This is a genomic window from Exiguobacterium sp. 9-2, assembly GCF_036287235.1.
Lineage (GTDB): Bacteria > Bacillota > Bacilli > Exiguobacteriales > Exiguobacteriaceae > Exiguobacterium_A.
In genome coordinates this window covers 150,001-168,776 of record NZ_CP142850.1, presented here as the reverse complement: position 1 = coordinate 168,776, position 18,776 = coordinate 150,001, and the positions used below count along the sequence as shown (strand labels likewise).

At 49.2% G+C, this 18,776-nt stretch carries 19 protein-coding genes, 7 tRNA genes and 2 rRNA genes (1 of these 28 running past the window's edge); 2 read left to right on the top strand and 26 right to left on the bottom strand.

Annotation, left to right across the window (positions count from 1 at the left end; all coding sequences use genetic code 11):
• Positions 1-12 precede the first annotated feature (12 nt).
• From VJ374_RS01020 to VJ374_RS01010, 3 genes are all read right to left on the bottom strand, one after another.
• Positions 13-438 carry a DMT family transporter gene (locus VJ374_RS01020; protein WP_035411585.1) on the bottom strand — a complete coding sequence of 142 codons (426 nt, stop codon included), beginning with the start codon at positions 436-438 and terminating at the stop codon, positions 13-15.
• Positions 439-632: 194 nt separating this feature from the next.
• A complete protein-coding gene (locus VJ374_RS01015) occupies positions 633-1,487 on the bottom strand; it encodes a PPK2 family polyphosphate kinase (RefSeq protein ID WP_035411588.1) in 855 nt (284 codons plus the stop codon).
• Positions 1,488-1,561: 74 nt separating this feature from the next.
• Positions 1,562-2,416: an SDR family oxidoreductase gene (locus VJ374_RS01010; RefSeq protein WP_035411591.1), complete on the bottom strand. Its 855-nt coding sequence runs from the start codon at positions 2,414-2,416 to the stop codon at positions 1,562-1,564.
• A gap of 122 nt (positions 2,417-2,538) precedes the next feature.
• Between VJ374_RS01010 and VJ374_RS01005 the strand changes: the two genes are divergently transcribed.
• Complete coding sequence (locus VJ374_RS01005) at positions 2,539-2,871, top strand: winged helix-turn-helix transcriptional regulator (RefSeq protein ID WP_369814222.1); 333 nt, start codon at positions 2,539-2,541, stop codon at positions 2,869-2,871.
• Positions 2,872-2,930: 59 nt separating this feature from the next.
• Here VJ374_RS01005 and VJ374_RS01000 read toward each other — a convergent pair whose 3' ends face one another.
• The 4 genes from VJ374_RS01000 to VJ374_RS00985 all read right to left on the bottom strand — a co-directional run bounded on the left by VJ374_RS01000 (position 2,931) and on the right by VJ374_RS00985 (position 5,934).
• The gene (locus VJ374_RS01000) at positions 2,931-3,923 is read right to left on the bottom strand and encodes an NAD(P)/FAD-dependent oxidoreductase (protein WP_056064559.1); all 993 of its coding nucleotides are present in this window, start codon (positions 3,921-3,923) and stop codon (positions 2,931-2,933) included.
• Positions 3,924-3,987: 64 nt separating this feature from the next.
• Positions 3,988-4,881: a phosphotransferase family protein gene (locus VJ374_RS00995; RefSeq protein ID WP_308102261.1), complete on the bottom strand. Its 894-nt coding sequence runs from the start codon at positions 4,879-4,881 to the stop codon at positions 3,988-3,990.
• On the bottom strand, positions 4,878-5,360 hold the full coding sequence (locus VJ374_RS00990) for a GNAT family N-acetyltransferase (RefSeq protein ID WP_290776627.1): 483 nt from the start codon (positions 5,358-5,360) through the stop codon (positions 4,878-4,880). Before VJ374_RS00990 ends, VJ374_RS00995 begins: the two co-directional genes overlap by 4 nt.
• A gap of 13 nt (positions 5,361-5,373) precedes the next feature.
• Complete coding sequence (locus tag VJ374_RS00985; protein WP_308102262.1) at positions 5,374-5,934, bottom strand: isochorismatase family protein; 561 nt, start codon at positions 5,932-5,934, stop codon at positions 5,374-5,376.
• A gap of 129 nt (positions 5,935-6,063) precedes the next feature.
• On the opposite strand from VJ374_RS00985, the gene VJ374_RS00980 reads away from it, so the two are divergent.
• On the top strand, positions 6,064-6,237 hold the full coding sequence (locus VJ374_RS00980) for a hypothetical protein (protein WP_155960197.1): 174 nt from the start codon (positions 6,064-6,066) through the stop codon (positions 6,235-6,237).
• A 39-nt stretch (positions 6,238-6,276) separates the two neighbouring features.
• Here the strand turns inward: VJ374_RS00980 and VJ374_RS00975 are convergent, their stop codons facing one another.
• From VJ374_RS00975 to VJ374_RS00885, 19 genes are all read right to left on the bottom strand, one after another.
• Positions 6,277-6,876 (bottom strand): short chain dehydrogenase, encoded by a 600-nt coding sequence (locus tag VJ374_RS00975; protein WP_329469766.1) that lies wholly within the window; start codon positions 6,874-6,876, stop codon positions 6,277-6,279.
• 38 nt (positions 6,877-6,914) lie between these two features.
• Positions 6,915-7,682: an alpha/beta hydrolase gene (locus VJ374_RS00970; RefSeq protein ID WP_329469764.1), complete on the bottom strand. Its 768-nt coding sequence runs from the start codon at positions 7,680-7,682 to the stop codon at positions 6,915-6,917.
• Positions 7,683-7,705: 23 nt separating this feature from the next.
• A complete protein-coding gene (locus VJ374_RS00965; RefSeq protein ID WP_329469762.1) occupies positions 7,706-8,272 on the bottom strand; it encodes a hypothetical protein in 567 nt (188 codons plus the stop codon).
• A 75-nt stretch (positions 8,273-8,347) separates the two neighbouring features.
• Positions 8,348-10,144: a glutamine--fructose-6-phosphate transaminase (isomerizing) gene (glmS, locus tag VJ374_RS00960; protein WP_329469760.1), complete on the bottom strand. Its 1,797-nt coding sequence runs from the start codon at positions 10,142-10,144 to the stop codon at positions 8,348-8,350.
• Between the two features lie 411 nt (positions 10,145-10,555).
• A complete protein-coding gene (gene glmM / locus VJ374_RS00955; protein ID WP_029343107.1) occupies positions 10,556-11,911 on the bottom strand; it encodes a phosphoglucosamine mutase in 1,356 nt (451 codons plus the stop codon).
• Positions 11,912-11,940: 29 nt separating this feature from the next.
• Complete coding sequence (locus tag VJ374_RS00950; protein WP_056064586.1) at positions 11,941-13,227, bottom strand: CdaR family protein; 1,287 nt, start codon at positions 13,225-13,227, stop codon at positions 11,941-11,943.
• Entirely contained in the window at positions 13,227-14,087 is an 861-nt protein-coding gene (cdaA, locus tag VJ374_RS00945; RefSeq protein ID WP_056064589.1) for a diadenylate cyclase CdaA, read from the bottom strand. Before cdaA ends, VJ374_RS00950 begins: the two co-directional genes overlap by 1 nt.
• Positions 14,088-14,166: 79 nt before the next feature.
• On the bottom strand, positions 14,167-14,787 hold the full coding sequence (locus VJ374_RS00940) for an anti-sigma factor (protein WP_308102266.1): 621 nt from the start codon (positions 14,785-14,787) through the stop codon (positions 14,167-14,169).
• 16 nt (positions 14,788-14,803) lie between these two features.
• Positions 14,804-15,367 (bottom strand): RNA polymerase sigma factor SigW, encoded by a 564-nt coding sequence (gene sigW / locus VJ374_RS00935; protein WP_056064595.1) that lies wholly within the window; start codon positions 15,365-15,367, stop codon positions 14,804-14,806.
• A gap of 124 nt (positions 15,368-15,491) precedes the next feature.
• Complete coding sequence (gene rocF / locus VJ374_RS00930; RefSeq protein ID WP_056064598.1) at positions 15,492-16,400, bottom strand: arginase; 909 nt, start codon at positions 16,398-16,400, stop codon at positions 15,492-15,494.
• A 211-nt stretch (positions 16,401-16,611) separates the two neighbouring features.
• Positions 16,612-16,687, bottom strand: a tRNA-Ala gene (locus tag VJ374_RS00925).
• 9 nt (positions 16,688-16,696) lie between these two features.
• Positions 16,697-16,768 (bottom strand) — tRNA-Gly (locus VJ374_RS00920).
• Positions 16,769-16,774: 6 nt separating this feature from the next.
• A tRNA-Lys gene (locus tag VJ374_RS00915) sits at positions 16,775-16,847 on the bottom strand.
• A gap of 4 nt (positions 16,848-16,851) precedes the next feature.
• A tRNA-Tyr gene (locus tag VJ374_RS00910) sits at positions 16,852-16,935 on the bottom strand.
• Positions 16,936-16,973: 38 nt separating this feature from the next.
• A tRNA-Thr gene (locus VJ374_RS00905) sits at positions 16,974-17,046 on the bottom strand.
• A 13-nt stretch (positions 17,047-17,059) separates the two neighbouring features.
• A tRNA-Glu gene (locus VJ374_RS00900) sits at positions 17,060-17,134 on the bottom strand.
• 2 nt (positions 17,135-17,136) lie between these two features.
• Positions 17,137-17,211 (bottom strand) — tRNA-Asn (locus VJ374_RS00895).
• Positions 17,212-17,222: 11 nt separating this feature from the next.
• A 5S ribosomal RNA gene (gene rrf / locus VJ374_RS00890) occupies positions 17,223-17,338 on the bottom strand.
• Between the two features lie 46 nt (positions 17,339-17,384).
• Positions 17,385-18,776, bottom strand: a 23S ribosomal RNA gene (locus VJ374_RS00885) (it continues 1,526 nt past the right edge of the window).

Below are 18,776 nucleotides of genomic sequence, written 5' to 3'. Positions count from 1 at the left end.
TTCTTCTCCTCCTTAGCTCTTTAAGATGAAGATGCCTGCAACCATCATCAAGATGCCGATGATCTGCGGCCCCCGCAGTCGGCGTTTCATGACGCCGAACCAGCCTCTTCCGTCAATCCAGAGTGCCAGCGCTAATTGCGCCAATAAAAAGAGCGAAATCGTCAAGGTCACGCCCATCCGGTGGACCGCCGTCATGTTGCTGAATAATATGATCGCCGCAAAGGCACCTCCTGCTAGATAAAGCGGTTTGACACGGCGCATCGCTGAAAAACTACGATCCCGTAAGACGACCGCTAAGAGGATCGCAACGATGAACCCGGTCATCTGAGTGATCGTCGCTGCTTGCCACGTCCCGATCGTTTGACTGATCCGGGCATTGGCGACACTTTGAAGCGTTAAGAAAAAGCCACCAGCAATCGCAAATAAGATACCACGCATATGCATACTCCTCTCTTTTTCCATGATACTCTCATTTAACGAGAGTCCTTCTGATTTGAACAGGACATTTGTCCCGCGATGTTCAGAAGTTCAGAAATCATGATGAGTAAATAGAATTTCATACAACTCTAAGTGTATTAAAAAAGCGATTCTTCTCAGCAAGAGAACAATCGCATTTGGTGTATTTAAATAGTTTATGCTTCTTCTTCCAGTCGTTTAATCGCTTCATCCAGCTGTTCCTGATCCTCTTCTGATAGCTTTGGATATTGCGGATCAATTTCCTTCAGGACGTCATTCATGACTTCGGTGACGATATAGCGGGAATACCATTCGTCATCTGCCGGTAAGATATACCATGGTGCATACGATGTCGATGTCGCTGAGACAAGCTCAGCAAAAATCTCATGGTATTCGTCCCAGTGCTTGCGTTCCTCAATGTCATTAAACGAGAATTCGAAGTTTTTCGTTGGATCTTTCAGACGAGTCAACAGCCGTTGCCGTTGCTCCTCTTTTGAGACATGGAACAAGAACTTGACGACTCGGAAGCCATTCTCGACGAGATAGCGTTCAAAGTCATTAATTTGACGATAGCGCATCTGCCACACGTCACCCTCATCCGGCTTTTCTTCCTCCTCGAGCAAATCATGGATTCGTGGGGCAATGACTTCCTCATAATAGGAGCGATTTAAGATGCCGACTTCCCCTTTTTCTGGTAGTCCTTCGTGGATCCGCCATAGGTAGTCATGTTTTTGCTCCGTATCCGACGGTTTTTTGACGGAAATCGTTCGGAGTCCTTGTGCGTTCAAGTTAGAAAAGATATAGCTGATCGCCTCGTCCTTCCCCGCTGCATCAATTGCTTGCAGGATGACGAGGACGCCATTTTTCTCTTCAGCATGCAAACGCCAATGTAACTCTTGTAACGTCTCAACACTTTTTGGAATCCGTTTCTCTCGCAATTCTGCTTCCGAAATTTTATGTTCTTCTGATGTCGGGTAATTCGAAAACGAGACTTGCTCGCCTTCCTTAACACGATAGGATGACAGTTTCATGGTAGGGCTCCTCCTTTAATTGCTTCTAAAGGGGATTTACCCTACTCATTCATCCTGAAAACGTTCAGATGAACTTATCTTTTCAAAAGGAGACGGACTCCCTCTTCCAGCGTCGTCACGGGACGACCAAGTAATGCTTCAAAATCAGTACTTTCTACTGCCAGAGTCCCTGCTGCGATATCTGCCTGGATACCAGTCAGCATTGGAATCAAGAAGTCAGGTAAGCCAGCTGCTTGCATCCGCTCACCATATGTCGCTTCATCCACTTCATCTAAAGCGACCGATCGGTTAAGCACTGTTCCGACTGCAGTCGCGAGTTCTGCTTGTGTATGCAACGGACCCGATAGTTCATAGATGGGGTTTGGATGCTCAAGCGTCAGTCCCGTCGCAATGGCTAACGCATACTCATCTTGTAACGCCCATCCGACTTTCCCTTCGCCTGCTGCCGTTAACCAGTCTGCGCCTTGCGCGACGGCGTCAATCGTTCCGAGTTCATTTTCGAGATACCAGTTGTTACGGAAAAAGACATACGGGATACCTGTCGCTTGAATCGCTTCCTCTGTGACACGATGCGTTCGAGCAAGTCCGTTTGTACTGTGTGCCGCATTGGCGATGCTCGTATAGCCGATCAGCTTGACGCCTGCCTCTTTTGCTGCCGTGACAGCGGCTTGGTGTTGCCGGATCCGAGTCGCCTCTTCACCGTCCGTCGAAATGATCAACAATCGATCGATTCCTTGAAACGCTTGTCCGAGTGTTTCGGGCTGATCAAAGTCTCCGTATCGGACATCGATTCCTTGTGCTGCAAGCTCTGTTGCTTTTTCGACGTCGCGGACACTAACCGCTACATGTTCGTTGCCGACTTGTTCACTGAGGTGCTGCACGATCCGCGCGCCTAATTTTCCGGTTGCTCCTGTAATTAACCATTTCATGATGAAACCACTCCTTTGAAGTTTGATGTTGTTCTTCATGATACGCTAGGTGATACACTAAAAAAAGTAGGCACTTATCTGAAACTAGGTCCCTCAAAACGAACCAATGGGAGAGGATGAATGTGGCTGTATTCGATACAACGACCAATCAACGCACTGCCTGTCCAGTCACTCGGGTCCAACAGATGGTCGCTGGCAAATGGAAGATCATCTTGCTGTGGCACCTGACACACGGGACACATCGTTTTCATGAACTGCAACAATTAACAGGTATCTCTAAGGGAACATTGACACGTCAGCTACGTGAGCTTGAAGCGGATGGGTTGATTCAACGGCACGTCTTTGGCGAAGTTCCCCCTCGTGTTGAATATTCTCTAACGGATGCTGGTCATAGTTTTTTACCAATTCTTGATCACATGGCAGCTTGGAGTGAACAACACTTTCAGGTGAAATGATCGTGAGTAACAAAAAAATGCGCTTCTTCTCGAGTCAGAAAAGAAGTGCATGTTTTCGTTCATTCCGTCGCTGTTACCGTCTGACGTAAGTGGGTGTCGATCGCTTCTGCGACACGTAATCCGGAGATGATAGCGCTCTCGACGCGCGTCCGTCCTGACGCATCATCGGCTTCAAGGAACGCATCACCAGCAAGCCAAAGTGGATGTGACGACAGTTTCAAATGCGGTGTCCGGTAAACTGCGCGTGCCTGAGCGTAACGCCAACGCTTGAGCTGGCGGGAGATAATCGTCACTGGTCCGAGTTGCTGTTGTAACAGACGCTCGACTTCCGCGAGTGTCTCTTCTTCTGGGCGCTCGTACCAGTCTTCACTGAAGCGAGCTGTCATATAGACGCTCAGGAGTGTCGTCTTCGAAATCTGTTTCTCGGCATTATTGACGAGTTTTAACATCCCATCGACGAGTTGTTCGTCTTGTAGGCCGACTTCCCCGATCGTCAGTCGCTCTTTGATTTCAAACAGACCCACGAATGTCGGCTCGAACGTCACTTGGCGTAACTGCTCATGATCGTCCTCTCCGAGCGCCAGATCAGAAGCCTGCAACAGTTCATATGCTTGCGGTACAGGCGCCGTCACAAGTAACGCATCATACGCACCTTGATGATCCGTCGCTTGTGTGACGAGTTCGTCCTCCATTGCCGTAATATGCGTGACCTGTTCATTCAACTGGACGGGAATCCCTCGACCAATCGCTTGTACGAGTTGATTCATGCCGTCCGTCGCGACATAGCGTGGAAAATCCGTTCCGAACCATTTACGAACCCACCCTTTCTCAAGCCAGTCGTCGACTTCGCGTCCTAACTCTTCCGTCCGAACCGTGAAGAAGACGGCACCATGATCCGCTGTTCCTTCATCAATCCGACGAGTCGCCATTCGCCCCCCGACGCTCTGGCTTTTTTCGATGATTTCAACAGCATGTCCTGCTGCCTGCAATTGACGTGCCGCAAAGATTCCGGCGAGTCCACCACCGATGATTCCGATTCGTTTCCCTGTCATCTCGCTTCCCCCTCATATTCCTCATTTCTCTAAGTATAGAGGTTTCTTCCAAGACATGGGTGAATCAATACCCGTCCGATATGCTTGTCATCTGTAATTCCTGCTCGATAAGCATGATGTTCTCCTCAAAGAACACCCGGTGCTCTTCTAGTCCACGTTTGATGCACCAGCCGACGGCCGTGAGTGCTTCCCACAAACGATAGTATGCTAGATACGTCTCAAACGGCACGTCTGGGTGTAATGTCGCGTATCCTTCTTGAAATGCCGTGACGTAAATGGAACCGAACGTATTGAGATTACGGACGATCTTCGTGAAGTCCATCTCGACGGCCCCGTAGCGGGTCGTCTCGAAATCGATCACCCCTGTGACTTGATCACCTACCGTCAGTAAATTTGCTAGGCGGAAGTCACAATGTGTGGCAACGGGACGTGAAGGCTCCGGTAACGACTGTTCTCGTCTGACTAACTCTGTTTGGATGTTCTCTAAAAAACTGGGATCGAGTTCGGTCGTGATGAACGGCATGAATCCATCGAGTTTTTCATTCCGGAAGCGTCGCCAGTCCTGAACCGGATAGGCATAAAATCCATCTTCCGTATACTCGCCGTAATCTTCTCCTGTACACGTATGCAGCATTGCGAGCGTTCGACCAATTTCGTACGCCAATTTTTTATTCATCGTGATCGGTGCCTGTCCCGCTAAGGCAGCAAGTACGAACGCCCCGGTCGTCTGCCCGGGAGTTGCTTCAGCTAAGATGTGCGGCACGGGTACAAATTCTTCTAGTGCATGAATCCAGCCACGTTCCCGGTACCACTTTTCAGCCGTATACGGGCGCTTCAAGAAGACGACCTGACCATCCGTTAGGACGAGACGATCGACTTCAGAACTATACGATTCGTCGACAGTCGCGCATACTGCGACGTCGAGTTGAAAATGTTCAATCCATTCGTCTCGCGTCATTCCGTCGTTCCCACTATTTTCTGTAGCGTTTCACCTGGTAGACCGTCAATCGGTCCAACATAGGTCGATTCAAAACCTAATCCGATCAAAATACGGCGCGACGCTTCATGTGCTGGATCAATCGTCGCCGTGACGACCTGTAGCTCTTCTTCTGTCGCTAACTGTAAGAGACGCTCTGCAATGGCTGTGCCGTATCCGCGTCCCCACTGGTCGGGTAGTAGCATGTAACCGAGCTCTGCTTCGAACGGTTGCGTTTGACTCCGGGTCATGTGCCCGATTCCAATCCATGTCTCTTCGGTATAAATCAGATACGATCCGAGTCGGTCGTGCTGCTGTTGTTCAAGGATTCGCTCAAAGCGTTGTTTCGTTTCCGTATCTGTTAATGCCTGTTCCGTGATGTAACGCATGACACGTTCATCTTGGACGAGCGTCGCGTAGCGATCGTAATCGGACGCTGTCATTTTTCGTAATTCAATCATCTTATTCTCCTCTTCATGTCCGGTAGTCATTGTGGATTGGGGTGAAGACATCTTCCGTTGACGGACGAACGATCGAAAAGTGTTCGACGTTATAATGACCGTGCAAGACTTGATTGTGGTGGGCAATCATTTGCTCCGGCGTCAATACATCAGAACCGTTCGTCGTATGTCCATCGGCAACGAGTGTGACATCAAAACCATGTACTGTCGCACTGCGTACCGCAGTATCGATGCAGTGTTCCGTCTTACAACCTAAGACGATTAGATGTTCAATCGATGCTTGGCGTAGATGATCGAGCAATGGGGTACCATGAAACGCATTCGTCGCTGCTTTATCAAACGTGACACTGGACGCTGGAACGGGAATCGAATCATGGACTGCAAAACCGGGTCCTGTTCCGCCAGCGACATCTAGATCCCGAATAAAGACGACTGGGATGTTCCGTTCGTCTGCTTCGAGTACGACCGCTTCGATGACGTGCGCAACTTGTTCCTTTAAGTATACCGGACGTTCTTCGATGTTTCCGTCAACGAGTTCCTGTTGAAAATCAATCACTAGGACCGCTTGTTTCATCGTCATGTTCCTCCTTGTAAAATCGACTGCTTGTTTCCTTCCCGCTCATCTGAATGATTTCCTGCTCCTGACGGGCGCGAAACTTTTTAGCTATTGGATTCGTTAAGAAGAAAGAAAGGATGTGTCTGGATGATTTGGTTTGGCGTCATCTTCTTATGTGTGCTTCTCGTCAATCTGACACTGGAGAAACTGATCATGAACCGGACGATGACAGGTCGCTGGTTCGTACGCAACTTACTCATTTGTCTCGGGATCACTCTATTACTTTTCGGAATCGAACGTTATATCCTATCCGGTCTGTAAAAAAAGCAGGTAGCGATTTTTCGCTACCTGCTTTTTCATTTAATAAACTTCGTAGTTTTGCCCCGTCTGTGCCCCTTCGACACTTTTTTCGAACGCCGTCGCGACACGTGACGCCGGAACGGCTTCAAAACCACGGAAGAAGGGTCCGTACTTCTCGAGCGACTCAATCAGTACGTTCGGACTGACACTGTTGATTCGAATGCCTCGTGGCATCTCGATCGCCGCTGCATGAACGAACGCTTTGACCCCACCGTTCGCCAGCGCAGCAGATGCGCCTTGGCGAATCGGATCGTCCATCATGATGCCAGTCGTCAGCGTAAAGCTTCCTCCGTCTCGTACTGACTGTAAACCAAGTAGGACCAGATTAACCTGACCTTTTAGTTTACTGTCGATTCCGATTTGATTAAGCTCCGTTGTTAAGTCCGTCAATGGACCAAAATGAGCGCCACCTGTGGCACTGATAACAGCATCAACAGAACCGACTGTTTCATACATCGCTCGGATACTTGCTTCTGACGTAATATCGACTTGCACATCCGCTCCGCTTCGTCCGGCACGAATGATGTCATGCCGCTCACTCAGCCGTTCGACGACTGCCTGTCCAATCGTTCCGCTTGCTCCTACTACTAAAATTCGCATGATCCCTTCCCCTTTCACGTATCGCTTACCTATCTAGCCTACTGCACAGCAGATGATGGTTTCAAGGAATCTACCGGATGCGTCTTCAAGAAGACGAGGATTTCTTCGAACAGACGCTGTTTGTCCCGATCGAGCGTCAGTAAATGTTTACTGTTCGGAAGAAGAACCTTTTTCTGATCTCGGCTCGACACCGTCGTTTCGATTCGCTCGAGACTGGCATGATAGACCGCATCATCTAAGGCGCCAAGGAATAGAGCGATGGGCTGTGTGATCTTCGGCAAGACGACTCCTGTGTCGAGAATGAACTGTTGCAGTGCCCGTAAATCTTTTTCCGATCGTGGAAAATGACGGTCGACAAAATCTGCGATCCACTCCGGCGAACGATCGTCAAATTGAAAATACCGTTCCGTATAGCGACGAACGCGGTGCTCAAGTCCGGCAATCGTCCGCTCAAGAATCGGCGTCGAGAGTAAGATGAGTCCGGCACATCCTGACTGTTCTGCCAGTCGAAGTGCCATCACTCCACCGAGTGATTGTCCAATCAAAAAGATGTCTTTGTGTCCTCGATCTTGTAAAAACGCAAGTCCGACTTGCGCGGACTGCCAGACGTCTTCGATCGTCGTCTCAAACAAGCGCTCCGGCGATTCCCCGTGCCCGGCGTAATTGGGCGCGTAACAGGTATACCCGGCTACATGTAAAAAGCGAGCGAGCCCCCGCATCTCATTCGCACTACCAGTAAAACTATGTAACAGCAAAACAGCAGGTCCGGGTCCTTCTAAGTACAGATCCTTTGATTTCGTGATCATGGGCGCACCTCCTTTTTATCTCTTCACACTTCCTCTACCGAAGTATTCTCCCGTAACGATTTTATAATCTGAAAGCCTGGGTAGTCCGCTTCAGATCGTCGTTCGCCACTTGACCGATAATAAGCATTCCAGTAACTGATCATCCGGTCTTCGATTCGCTTCATGTATGCCGGATCATCCTCGACGAATCGCCGCTTCACTTCCGGATCCCATTGCTCGATCACAGGTACGATGATGTCAACGATTTCACAGACGTATTCACTAGCAAGTTCAAGAATATAGACGAGTATCCATTCATCTTGTTGATTTGTTTTGAGTAACTGACGGAGATAACGTTCACGGATGTGACCATCATGGTGACGGGTGTAAAGGCAAAATAACATCGTTTTTTGAGTCGACGTCAGTTGTTTAATCCGCTCCGAGTCAACCTCTGGTACATATAAGCGAGTCGGAATCTGTATCTGTTCGTGCTCTGTATTTACTTTGATCGCCCCGGGTGATAAACGCGTCCAAGCAAACGGTAGACACGCTTGGACGATTCGGACGTCCTGTTCATATCGTTTAGGAAATGCGGCGATCCAGCGATTCATCTTGTTGTCCTCCTATATAAAAAACTCCAAACGGCAGACACTTTCGCGCCTATCGTTTGGAGTCGATTTATTTTCTTATTCAACCGTTACTGACTTCGCCAAGTTACGTGGCTTATCGACGTCACAGTCGCGACCGAGTGCCGCGTAGTATGAAATCAATTGAAGTGGCAAGACAGACAAGAGCGGTGACAAGAGTGGCTCGACTGCTGGGATGACGAAGGCATCCGTCGGCAATTCAAGACCTTCTGCTGCGATGACACACGCGTTTGCACCACGCGCGACGACTTCCTTGACGTTCCCACGGTTGTTGAGGTGAACGTGTGGTTGTGTCACGAGTGCGATGACCGGTGTGTTATCTTCGATCAAAGCGATCGGACCGTGCTTGAGCTCGCCACCCGCATATCCTTCTGCTTGAATATACGAGATCTCTTTGAGTTTCAATGCACCTTCCATCCCGACGTATGCATCTTGTCCGCGACCGATGAAGAACGCGTTACGTGATTCAGACAAGTACTCTGTCGCGATTTCTTGGAAACGATCTTTTTGAGACATGACCGATTCCATCGCACTTGAGATTTTACCGAGTTCCTTCATGAGATCGAAGTTGACAGCAACCCCTTTCGCTTGAGCGAGGTCAAACGCAAGAACAGCGAGGACAGCGATTTGAGCTGTATACGCTTTTGTTGAAGCAACGGCGATTTCTGGACCCGCGTGGAGCAATAATGTTGCGTTCGCCTCACGTGACAATGTTGATCCTGGAACGTTCGTGATCGTCAGTGCCGGGTGACCAAGTTTCTTCGCTTCAACGAGAACCGCACGGCTATCCGCTGTTTCACCTGATTGTGAAAGGAAGAGGAAGAGTGGTTTCTCTGTCAATAATGGCATGTTGTATCCGAACTCAGAAGAGATGTGCACTTCTGTCGGGATGCCTGCGATTTGTTCAATCAACTGTTTCCCAATCAAACCAGCATGATAGCTTGTTCCGCAACCGATGATGTAGACACGGTCACGACCGAGTACGAGATCACGGACCGATTGGTCGAGTGTGATGTCGCCTGCTTCATTTTGATATTGTTGAACGATGTTGCGGATGACAGCTGGTTGCTCATCCATCTCTTTGAGCATGTAGTGCGCATACGTTCCTTTTTCGATATCTGATGCATCGATTTCAGCCGTATATGCTTCACGCTCTCGAACGTTACCGTCGAGATCTTGAATCGTAACGCTATCACGCGTCAAGATGATCATCTCACCGTCATGCAGCTCAACGAATTGATCCGTTACTTGTAACATTGCCATTGCGTCTGATGCGACGACGTTGAACGTCCCGTCACCGAGACCAACGAGAAGTGGTGATTTGTTTTTCGCAATGTACAAAACGTCTGGATTTTCAGCATCGATCAATGCGAGGGCATACGAACCGTGCAAGACGCGGAGTGTTTGACGGAATGCTTCCGCGACATCACCTGTCTCGTTGAAGTTCTTTTCGATCATCTGAACGATGACTTCTGTATCCGTGTCGCTGAGGAGATCGACATTCAATTCTGCTTTCAACTGCTCATCGTTCTCGATGACACCGTTGTGCACGAGTGTGAAACGTGTTGACGCACTTTGGTGCGGGTGCGCGTTTGGTACGCTTGGGACACCGTGTGTCGCCCAGCGTGTGTGTCCGATTCCGACTGTGCCGTCTGCATCTGCAGGAACGACTTCGCGTAGCGCAGCAATCCGGCCTACTTCTTTGTGGACTTGGACGCCGTCGTTGACGAACGCAAGACCTGCCGAGTCATAGCCGCGGTACTCGAGCTTCTCGAGACCTTTTAATAAAATTTCTTTCGTGTTGACCTGTCCAATCATACCTACGATTCCGCACATGTTACATCTCTCCATTTACAAGTATTTCCCTGAAGAGGAAACGGCTCTTGTTGAGAGGATCCCGATCGGTCTGTTTGTCCGCCCAATCACTTGGACGATTTCAGAACGATTTACGGTATGGATCTGGTACCGGGAGGCATCCGCCGAATCATTCGATAAACCTCCACCTCGTCAGCTTTCGTCCTACGGAGAAAGCCCTGGCGCTTCTTGTTTCTGTCCGACCCCGTTTCTGTCCGACTTCACCATCATACGAACTTTAATCTGAAAAAGCAAGAAAGGTAACGTATTTGTAACTATTCCCGATATTTTTCTATTCAATACGCATAATCCCTATTTTTTGTAAAAATATCAATTTGTTTTTCTAAAATAATTGTAAAAAAGAAGCAGAGCAATCGCTCTGCTTCGGGCTGCTTAGTTTTCTTGTAACGCGTAGTTCTCACGAACGACGTTCGCGATCCGCTCGACGTATGCATCACACGCTTCTTGTGTCGGGGCTTCTGCCATGACACGAACGAGTGGTTCTGTTCCTGACGCACGAACGAGAATACGTCCGTTGCCTGCCATCTCTGCTTCGACTTCTGCAATGATCGCTTGTACGGCAGGACCGCTCATTGCACCATTTTTGTCTGAGACACGGATGTTAACGAGACGTTGTGGGAAGATCGGCATCTCAGCTGCGAGTTCCGATAACTTTTTCCCTGTCGCTTTCATGATTTGCAACAACTGGACGCCTGACAACATGCCGTCCCCTGTCGTTGAGTAATCCATGAAGATGATATGCCCCGACTGTTCACCACCGAGCGTGTAGTCGTTCTTACGCATTTCTTCGACGACATAACGGTCACCGACTGCTGTCTGAAGTGCCGTCATCCCGTTTTCTTCAACAGTTTTATGGAAGCCGAGGTTACTCATGACCGTCGCAACGATCGTGTTGTCTTTCAGACGACCAAGTTCATTCAAGTATTTTCCGCAAATGAACATGATTTTATCGCCATCGACGATATCACCGTTCTCATCGACTGCAATCAAGCGGTCGCCGTCTCCATCAAACGATAAACCAACATCTGCGCCTTTTTCCTTAACGAAGGCAGCGAGATGTTCTGGGTGTGTCGAACCGACACCATCATTGATGTTGAGTCCGTTCGGAGTTGTACCGATCGTCGATACTTCTGCTTCCAAGTCACCGAATAGGCGTGGTGCGAGGCTTGACGTCGCACCGTGTGCGCCGTCGATCGCGACATGGATGCCTGAGAAATCTTCATCCGATGTCTGGCGAAGCATATGAAGATATTTTTGTGCACCTTCGTAGTAATCGTGAACGAAACCGAGTTCTTTTCCGGCTGGACGTGGTAATGTATCTTCTGCTTCATCGAGCAATGCTTCGATTTCAAGCTCAGTTGCGTCATCGAGCTTGAAGCCATCTGAACCGAAGAACTTGATTCCGTTATCTTCAACTGGATTGTGCGATGCAGAAATCATGACTCCCGCTGTGGCATCCATCGTTTTTGTCAGATACGCGACACCCGGTGTCGAGATGACACCAAGACGCATGACTTCTGCACCGATTGATAAAAGACCAGCGATGAGTGCGTTCTCAAGCATTTGACCAGAAACACGTGTATCGCGTCCAATCAAGACTTTTGGTCGTGTGCTTTCGTGTTTCGTCAACACGTAACCACCTGTTCGACCGAGGCGATATGCTAGTTCCGGTGTCAATTCTACGTTTGCGACGCCGCGTACGCCGTCAGTTCCAAAATACTTACCCATGTGTTATTTCCTCATTTCACTAATTTGTTTTAATTGGTCGGAACGGATGTCCGCGGAACAGCTTTTAGCGTGACATCCATATTATCCGGACGCAGGACATCAAAGGCTTTTGACGTCTGATACGAAATCGGCAATCCGTGCGTTCCTTCTTTTAGTCCCGTCACATCGATGACCGCTTTGATATCCGTCGCATCGATCGATGCTAAATCAGATTCTTTCCCACGGACAACGACATCAATCGTTTGGTTGTAATCAATCGTATACTTCGATTCATCAAACCCATTTAACGTGACCGTCACACCGGGAATCGTTTTCTCTGCCCGATCCTCGACGGTTTCCGTCGTCGACTTCGCATTTTCCTTTTCGACAACGATATTGACGGTGACCTGTGTCGGATCCATCGCTGTCGCATTTTCCGGTTCAACAAGTTTGACGGTTTTTTCTGTCGTCTTCGTCAATCCTTTGAGCGAGACCGCTTCCGTATCAACGGAACCGATACGCTCTAACTCTTCTTTTGTTCCATATAGACGAGCTTCCGTCGTAACGGGAACGATCTTGACGACGGTATATCCTTTTTTGACGTCATCTTTTGTCTGCACATTGATCGGTACCGTCTTACTTTCCTTATAGATCGGTACTGTGATTTCTAGTTGTTCCGGTTGATAAGATGCATTGATCGTATTCCCGTTCGCATCGGTCGCTTTGGCATTGAACGTCTCTTTAAACGTCTCTGCCCGACCAGTTACATCGATCGGTACTTGGATCGCTGAAATCGCCTGTAACTTCTCTGCGCCTCCCGTAACTTCAACGGTTTGTTGATTCGGTTGCGCTTCCCCAGCGACATATCCTTCAGCGATTTTGTTTTTATTGAGTAAGGCGACTTGTACCGGTACTTCCTTTGTAATCTTCTTATCGAGGAAGACTTCAATCGTCTCCTGCTTTGGCGTCACCTCGACATCTTTTCCGAAGCCAGTTGCTGTGACACGGACACGATGATAGCCAGGGTCAAGTCCTTTTAAATCAATCGATAACCCAAAATCCTGAACAAGCCGAAGCATCGTCAAGCTACTCGATGGACCTTTAACGGTTACCTCCATCGTATTTGGAATATTATAGGCGACCCACTGCGATTCATCATACTGGACCGTGACCGGCACGTCAAATTTCGTCGAACCTTGACCTGCGATCGGCAACAGACTAGCGGCGTCACTCTTTCCTGTCGTATTCGAACCTGCCACCATCAAATACAACATGACGGCTAAGACGACCGCAACAATGCGTAAAAACCATCGTTCATTGAACCATTTTTCGAACATTATTTTTTCGCCCCCATCCAGTTCAAGAAGGAAGTATTCGTCTGTTCGACCTTAACGATCGTCTCAAGCAACTTCGTCCGTAAGGATTCTTCATCGAGTTCCCGGTACAGACGTCCATTGATGGCGAGTGAGACACCACCCGTTTCTTCCGAGACGACGAGCGTAACACTATCCGTTACTTCACTGACACCGATTGCAGCGCGGTGACGTGTTCCAAGCTCTTTTGAGATATGTGCACTTTCTGACAACGGTAAGTAACAAGCGGCAGCTGCTAACTTGCCTTGCTGGACGATGACAGCGCCATCATGTAATGGTGTATTCGGAATGAATAAGTTGATCAGCAACTGACTCGTGATTTGTGAACCAAGCGGAATGCCCGTCTCTACGTATTCACTCAGTCCTGTCTCACGTTCAATCGTCACGAGTGCTCCAATACGGCGTTTTGACATGTACTGGGCAGACGATACGAGCGCATCGACGATTCGAACTTGTTCATCTTCATCACTGATCGCACTACGTGAGAAGAATTTACTCGTTCGTCCTAAGTGTTCCAGTCCACGCCGGAGTTCGGGTTGGAAGATGATGATGATCCCCAGTAACCCATAGGTGATAATTTGATTGAGTAAGAATTGAAGTGTTTTGAGTCCAAAAAAGCCACTCAGGAACCAACTGATCAAAATGACCGAAATCCCTTTAATGAGCTGGACCGCTTTTGTTCCTTTGACGATGATCATGAGACGGTAAATAACGAACGTCACAACCGCGATATCAATCACATCATTAATATAATCGTACCAATGTACGTTTTCTCCCAGTTTCAACAATTGAAATTGAAGTGGTTGCCAGCTGAAGTAATTCACCAACCGTGCCCCCTAACTCATCTGATTTAAACAGTTTCCATTATAGCACAAAGGGACGAGTTCGACTCGTCCCATCTGATTATTGAAATAGACGTTTGATTCCGTACCAAACGCGTTCGAATAATTGATCAATTTCCTTGATTTCTCCGGTCACGCTACCGGCACTCGCCGTGTAAGCTTTCCCGTCAACGGTCATGACGTCGCCATTAACTTTCCCTTCGATTCGGACGTTCCCGCCTTCGACATAGAGATCTTGATCGACCGTGACGCCTTTTGGCACGACGACCTCACCATTTTGAGCGACGATGCCTGGTGCATTTGTATAAGATAAGTCATGTTCTTCCTGTGCCATATAACCACCAAGGCTACCGATCGACAAAAGTAAGAAAACAGCCGCCGCCGCGAGCAATGGGTATTGCTTCATCTTCCCTCCAAAACGGGACGGTTGCGGTTGGTGCAGTAAAGCAGCGCTCGGCGTATCCACCTGGTCGGGCAATTGTGCCAGCACGCGGGATGTAAAATCTGCCGATAATTTGGGCGCTGGAAGTTGACGCAGTCGAGCATCAAGGAGTCGATACTCTTCGAACTCGTCCATCGCGTCCGCTTCCCGTAACTCTGCTTCCAATCGCTCGAATTCCTCAGGTGGTTGGTTTTGATCTAAATAATCCTGAATCCGTTCATGTACATGCTCTCGTGACATGGTGAGTTCCTCCTTCTCATCGTTTGGCAAAATGCTTCTTCAGCGCTTCCCGTCCACGATGAATTCTAGTTTTGACAGTAGCGACAGGTAATTCGATCATTTCACTGATTTCCTTTAGTGAAAGATCCTCTATATATTTCAGGACGAGTGGGACGCGGTATTTTTCTGGTAAAGCTGCAATCGCATCCCCGACTTCACTTCGTTGCTCGTTATCGACCACTTGGTCCTCCGGCAAGGTGTCCTTGCTTTCGAGTTGTGAATACAATGTCAGTCCTTCAGTACCTGACATCTCAGCATCAAGAGAATAGTCAGGTTTCTTTTTCCGTAATCGGTCAATCGATACGTTCGTAACGATTCGGTATAACCAAGTCCGGAACTTCCATTGTGCATTATACGAATCGATCTTCGTAAATACACGGATGAAGGCTTCTTGTGTCGCATCCTCCGCTTCCATTCGATCGCGCAAGACCCGGAAAGCCACAAGAAAGGCACCTTCCTTATATAGATCAACAAGTGCCGCAAAAGCATCACGGTCTCCCTGTTTCACTCGCTCAATTAAGCGTAGTGTCGTTTCTTCCACTTTGAATACCCCCCGCTCTATGCGGTCAATCTCTTATACGAAGTCGACCGATAAATGTTTCATCTCCTTTTAAATTGTAACAAAAAAACTTGAACCCCGATGAAAAGAGTTCAAGTTCTATCCATTATTTTACTAAGCGATGTGTTTCCATTGCCAAAAGTAAATCTCCGATCAGTTCATTCGCAAGTTCCGCGGTTCCGTTTCCTTCTTCAAGCAAAGGATTCACTTCAACAAATTCAGCTGCAATGAAATCTTCTGCTACCGCACAATGCTGTAACACCGTCTTCGCATCGTCTAAGAAAATGCCATCAGCAACACGTGTTCCTGTACCGACGACAAGCGATGGATCAAGACCGTCCATATCGAAACTAAGATAGAATGCATCCGTTGTTTCCTTCAAATAGGCAATCGCTTCTTCCATGATCGCGTCCATCCCCCGAGTTCGGATCGCTTCCATATCGTAGACACGAATACCAAGACGATCAATCAGTTCTTGTTCGCCTGGATCAACGTCACGTAATCCGATGAAGACGAGATGTTCCGGTTGCAGCTTAACATCTGTTCCTCCTACTTCCGTTAAACGCTGATGTCCTTCCCCAAGGGCTACAGCGAGCGGCATACCGTGGATGTTGCCAGACGGTGATGTTTCCGGTGTATTCAAGTCACCGTGTGCATCGAACCAGATGACGCCAAGACGTGGTACAGTCTGACGTAACCCCGCAATCGTTCCGATCGCCATGCTGTGATCACCACCAACTAACAACGGAAAGCGTTGCTCTGATAACGCATCGCGAACAATCAGATGCAAGTCATTCGTCGTGTGGACGACGCCTTCAAGACGCTTTAGCTTCGGATCTTCTTCTCGGACCGCATCCTCGGATAAAACAGCCGCTTCCCCGTAGCGTACTGCTTCTTGTCCCCGTGCTTCAAGTGTCGCTAACAAACCGGCTTTTTCGACAGCAGCAGGTCCGTGTTCAGTGCCCGGCTTTCCTTGTCCATAACGGTACGGTACGCTGATATACGCGATATTCATTCGATATTCCCCCTATGTCATAGTCACTTCTACATGTATTGTAAGCGGTAACAAATAGGTGGTTCAACTCAACAAAAAAACGCATGAATATACAAAAAAACACCGTGAAGGGAATCACGGTGTTCTTGCGTACGTACTCTGGTTATGCTTGGCATTTCATATAAAAAAAACTTAAGACGAACGAAACTCGCTTAAGATCTTTAAATAAAATTGGTGGAGCCTAGCGGGATCGAACCGCTGACCTCCTGCGTGCAAGGCAGGCGCTCTCCCAGCTGAGCTAAGGCCCCGAAAGAAAAAGCGGAAGACGGGATTCGAACCCGCGACCCCGACCTTGGCAAGGTCGTATTCTACCACTGAACTACTTCCGCAAGAAATGAGCCATGCAGGATTCGAACCTGCGACCCTCTGATTAAAAGTCAGATGCTCTACCAACTGAGCTAATGGCTCGACATGGTGGGGGGGGGCGGATTCGAACCGCCGAACCCGAGGGAGCGGATTTACAGTCCGCCGCGTTTAGCCACTTCGCTACCCCCCCAGTTTGTCTAGGAAACTTATACGATTGAGAAAAAACAGTGCCGGCAACAGGAGTCGAACCCGCGACCTACTGATTACAAGTCAGTTGCTCTACCAGCTGAGCTACACCGGCACAAAAAGTATAATGGTGACCCGTACGGGATTCGAACCCGTGTTACCGCCGTGAAAGGGCGGTGTCTTAACCGCTTGACCAACGGGCCATTGGCTCCGCAAGTAGGATTTGAACCTACGACCTACCGGTTAACAGCCGGTTGCTCTACCACTGAGCTATTGCGGAATAAATGAATTGCCTGGCAACGTCCTATCCTCACAGGGGGAAGCCCCCAACTACTTTCGGCGTTCAAGTGCTTAACTTCCGTGTTCGGCATGGGAACGGGTGTGACCACTTGGCTATCGTCACCAGACGACGGGCTCGCGCCCTCAAAACTGAAGTCATCAACAAGCATCTGCTAGAACAAGGCCTCGACCGATTAGTATCACTCAGCTCCACATGTCGCCATGCTTCCACCCGTGACCTATCTACCTCATCGTCTCTGAGGGGTCTTTCTTGATTACTCAAAGGGAAATCTCATCTTGGAGGGGGCTTCATGCTTAGATGCTTTCAGCATTTATCCCGTCCGCACGTAGCTACCCAGCGATGCTCCTGGCGGAACAACTGGTACACCAGCGGTGCGTCCATCCCGGTCCTCTCGTACTAAGGACAGCTCTCCTCAAATTTCCTGCGCCCACGACGGATAGGGACCGAACTGTCTCACGACGTTCTGAACCCAGCTCGCGTACCGCTTTAATGGGCGAACAGCCCAACCCTTGGGACCTACTCCAGCCCCAGGATGCGATGAGCCGACATCGAGGTGCCAAACCTCCCCGTCGATGTGGACTCTTGGGGGAGATCAGCCTGTTATCCCCAGGGTAGCTTTTATCCGTTGAGCGATGGCCCTTCCATGCGGAACCACCGGATCACTAAGCCCGACTTTCGTCCCTGCTCGACTTGTAGGTCTCGCAGTCAAGCTCCCTTCTGCCTTTGCGCTCTACGAATGATTTCCAACCATTCTGAGGGAACCTTTGGGCGCCTCCGTTACTGTTTAGGAGGCGACCGCCCCAGTCAAACTACCCGCCTGACACGGTCCTCCAGCCGGATCACGGCTGCGAGTTAGAGACTCTATGCATGAAGGGCGGTATCCCAAGGGTGACTCCTCCGAAGCTGGCGCTCCGGGCTCGACGTCTCCCGCCTATCCTGTACATCATGCACAAAGCCTCAATATCAGGCTGTAGTAAAGCTCATGGGGTCTTTCCGTCCTGTCGCGGGTAACCTGCATCTTCACAGGTACTATGATTTCACCGGGTCTCTCGTTGAGACAGTGCCCAAATCGTTACGCCTTTCGTGCGGGTCGGAACTTACCCGACAAGGAATTTCGCTACCTTAGGACCGTTATAGTTACGGCCGCCGTTTACTGGGGCTTCGGTTCAAAGCTTCGCTTGCGCTAACCCATCCCCTTAACCTTCCAGCACCGGGCAGGCGTCAGCCCCTATACGTCATCTTGCGATTTAGCAGAGACCTGTGTTTTTGCTAAACAGTCGTTTGGGCCTATTCACTGCGGCTCTACATGTGTAGAGCGTCCCTTCTCCCGAAGTTACGGGACCATTTTGCCGAGTTCCTTAACGAGAGTTATCCCGCGCGTCTTAGAATTCTCATCTCGCCTACCTGTGTCGGTTTACGGTACTGGCGCCTTCCCCCTCACTAGAGGCTTTTCTTGGCAGTGTGAAATCGTGACCTACGTCCCTACGGGACTCCGCATCGTTCCTTGACTGTGATGCCTGACGGATTTGCCAATCAGACGGTCT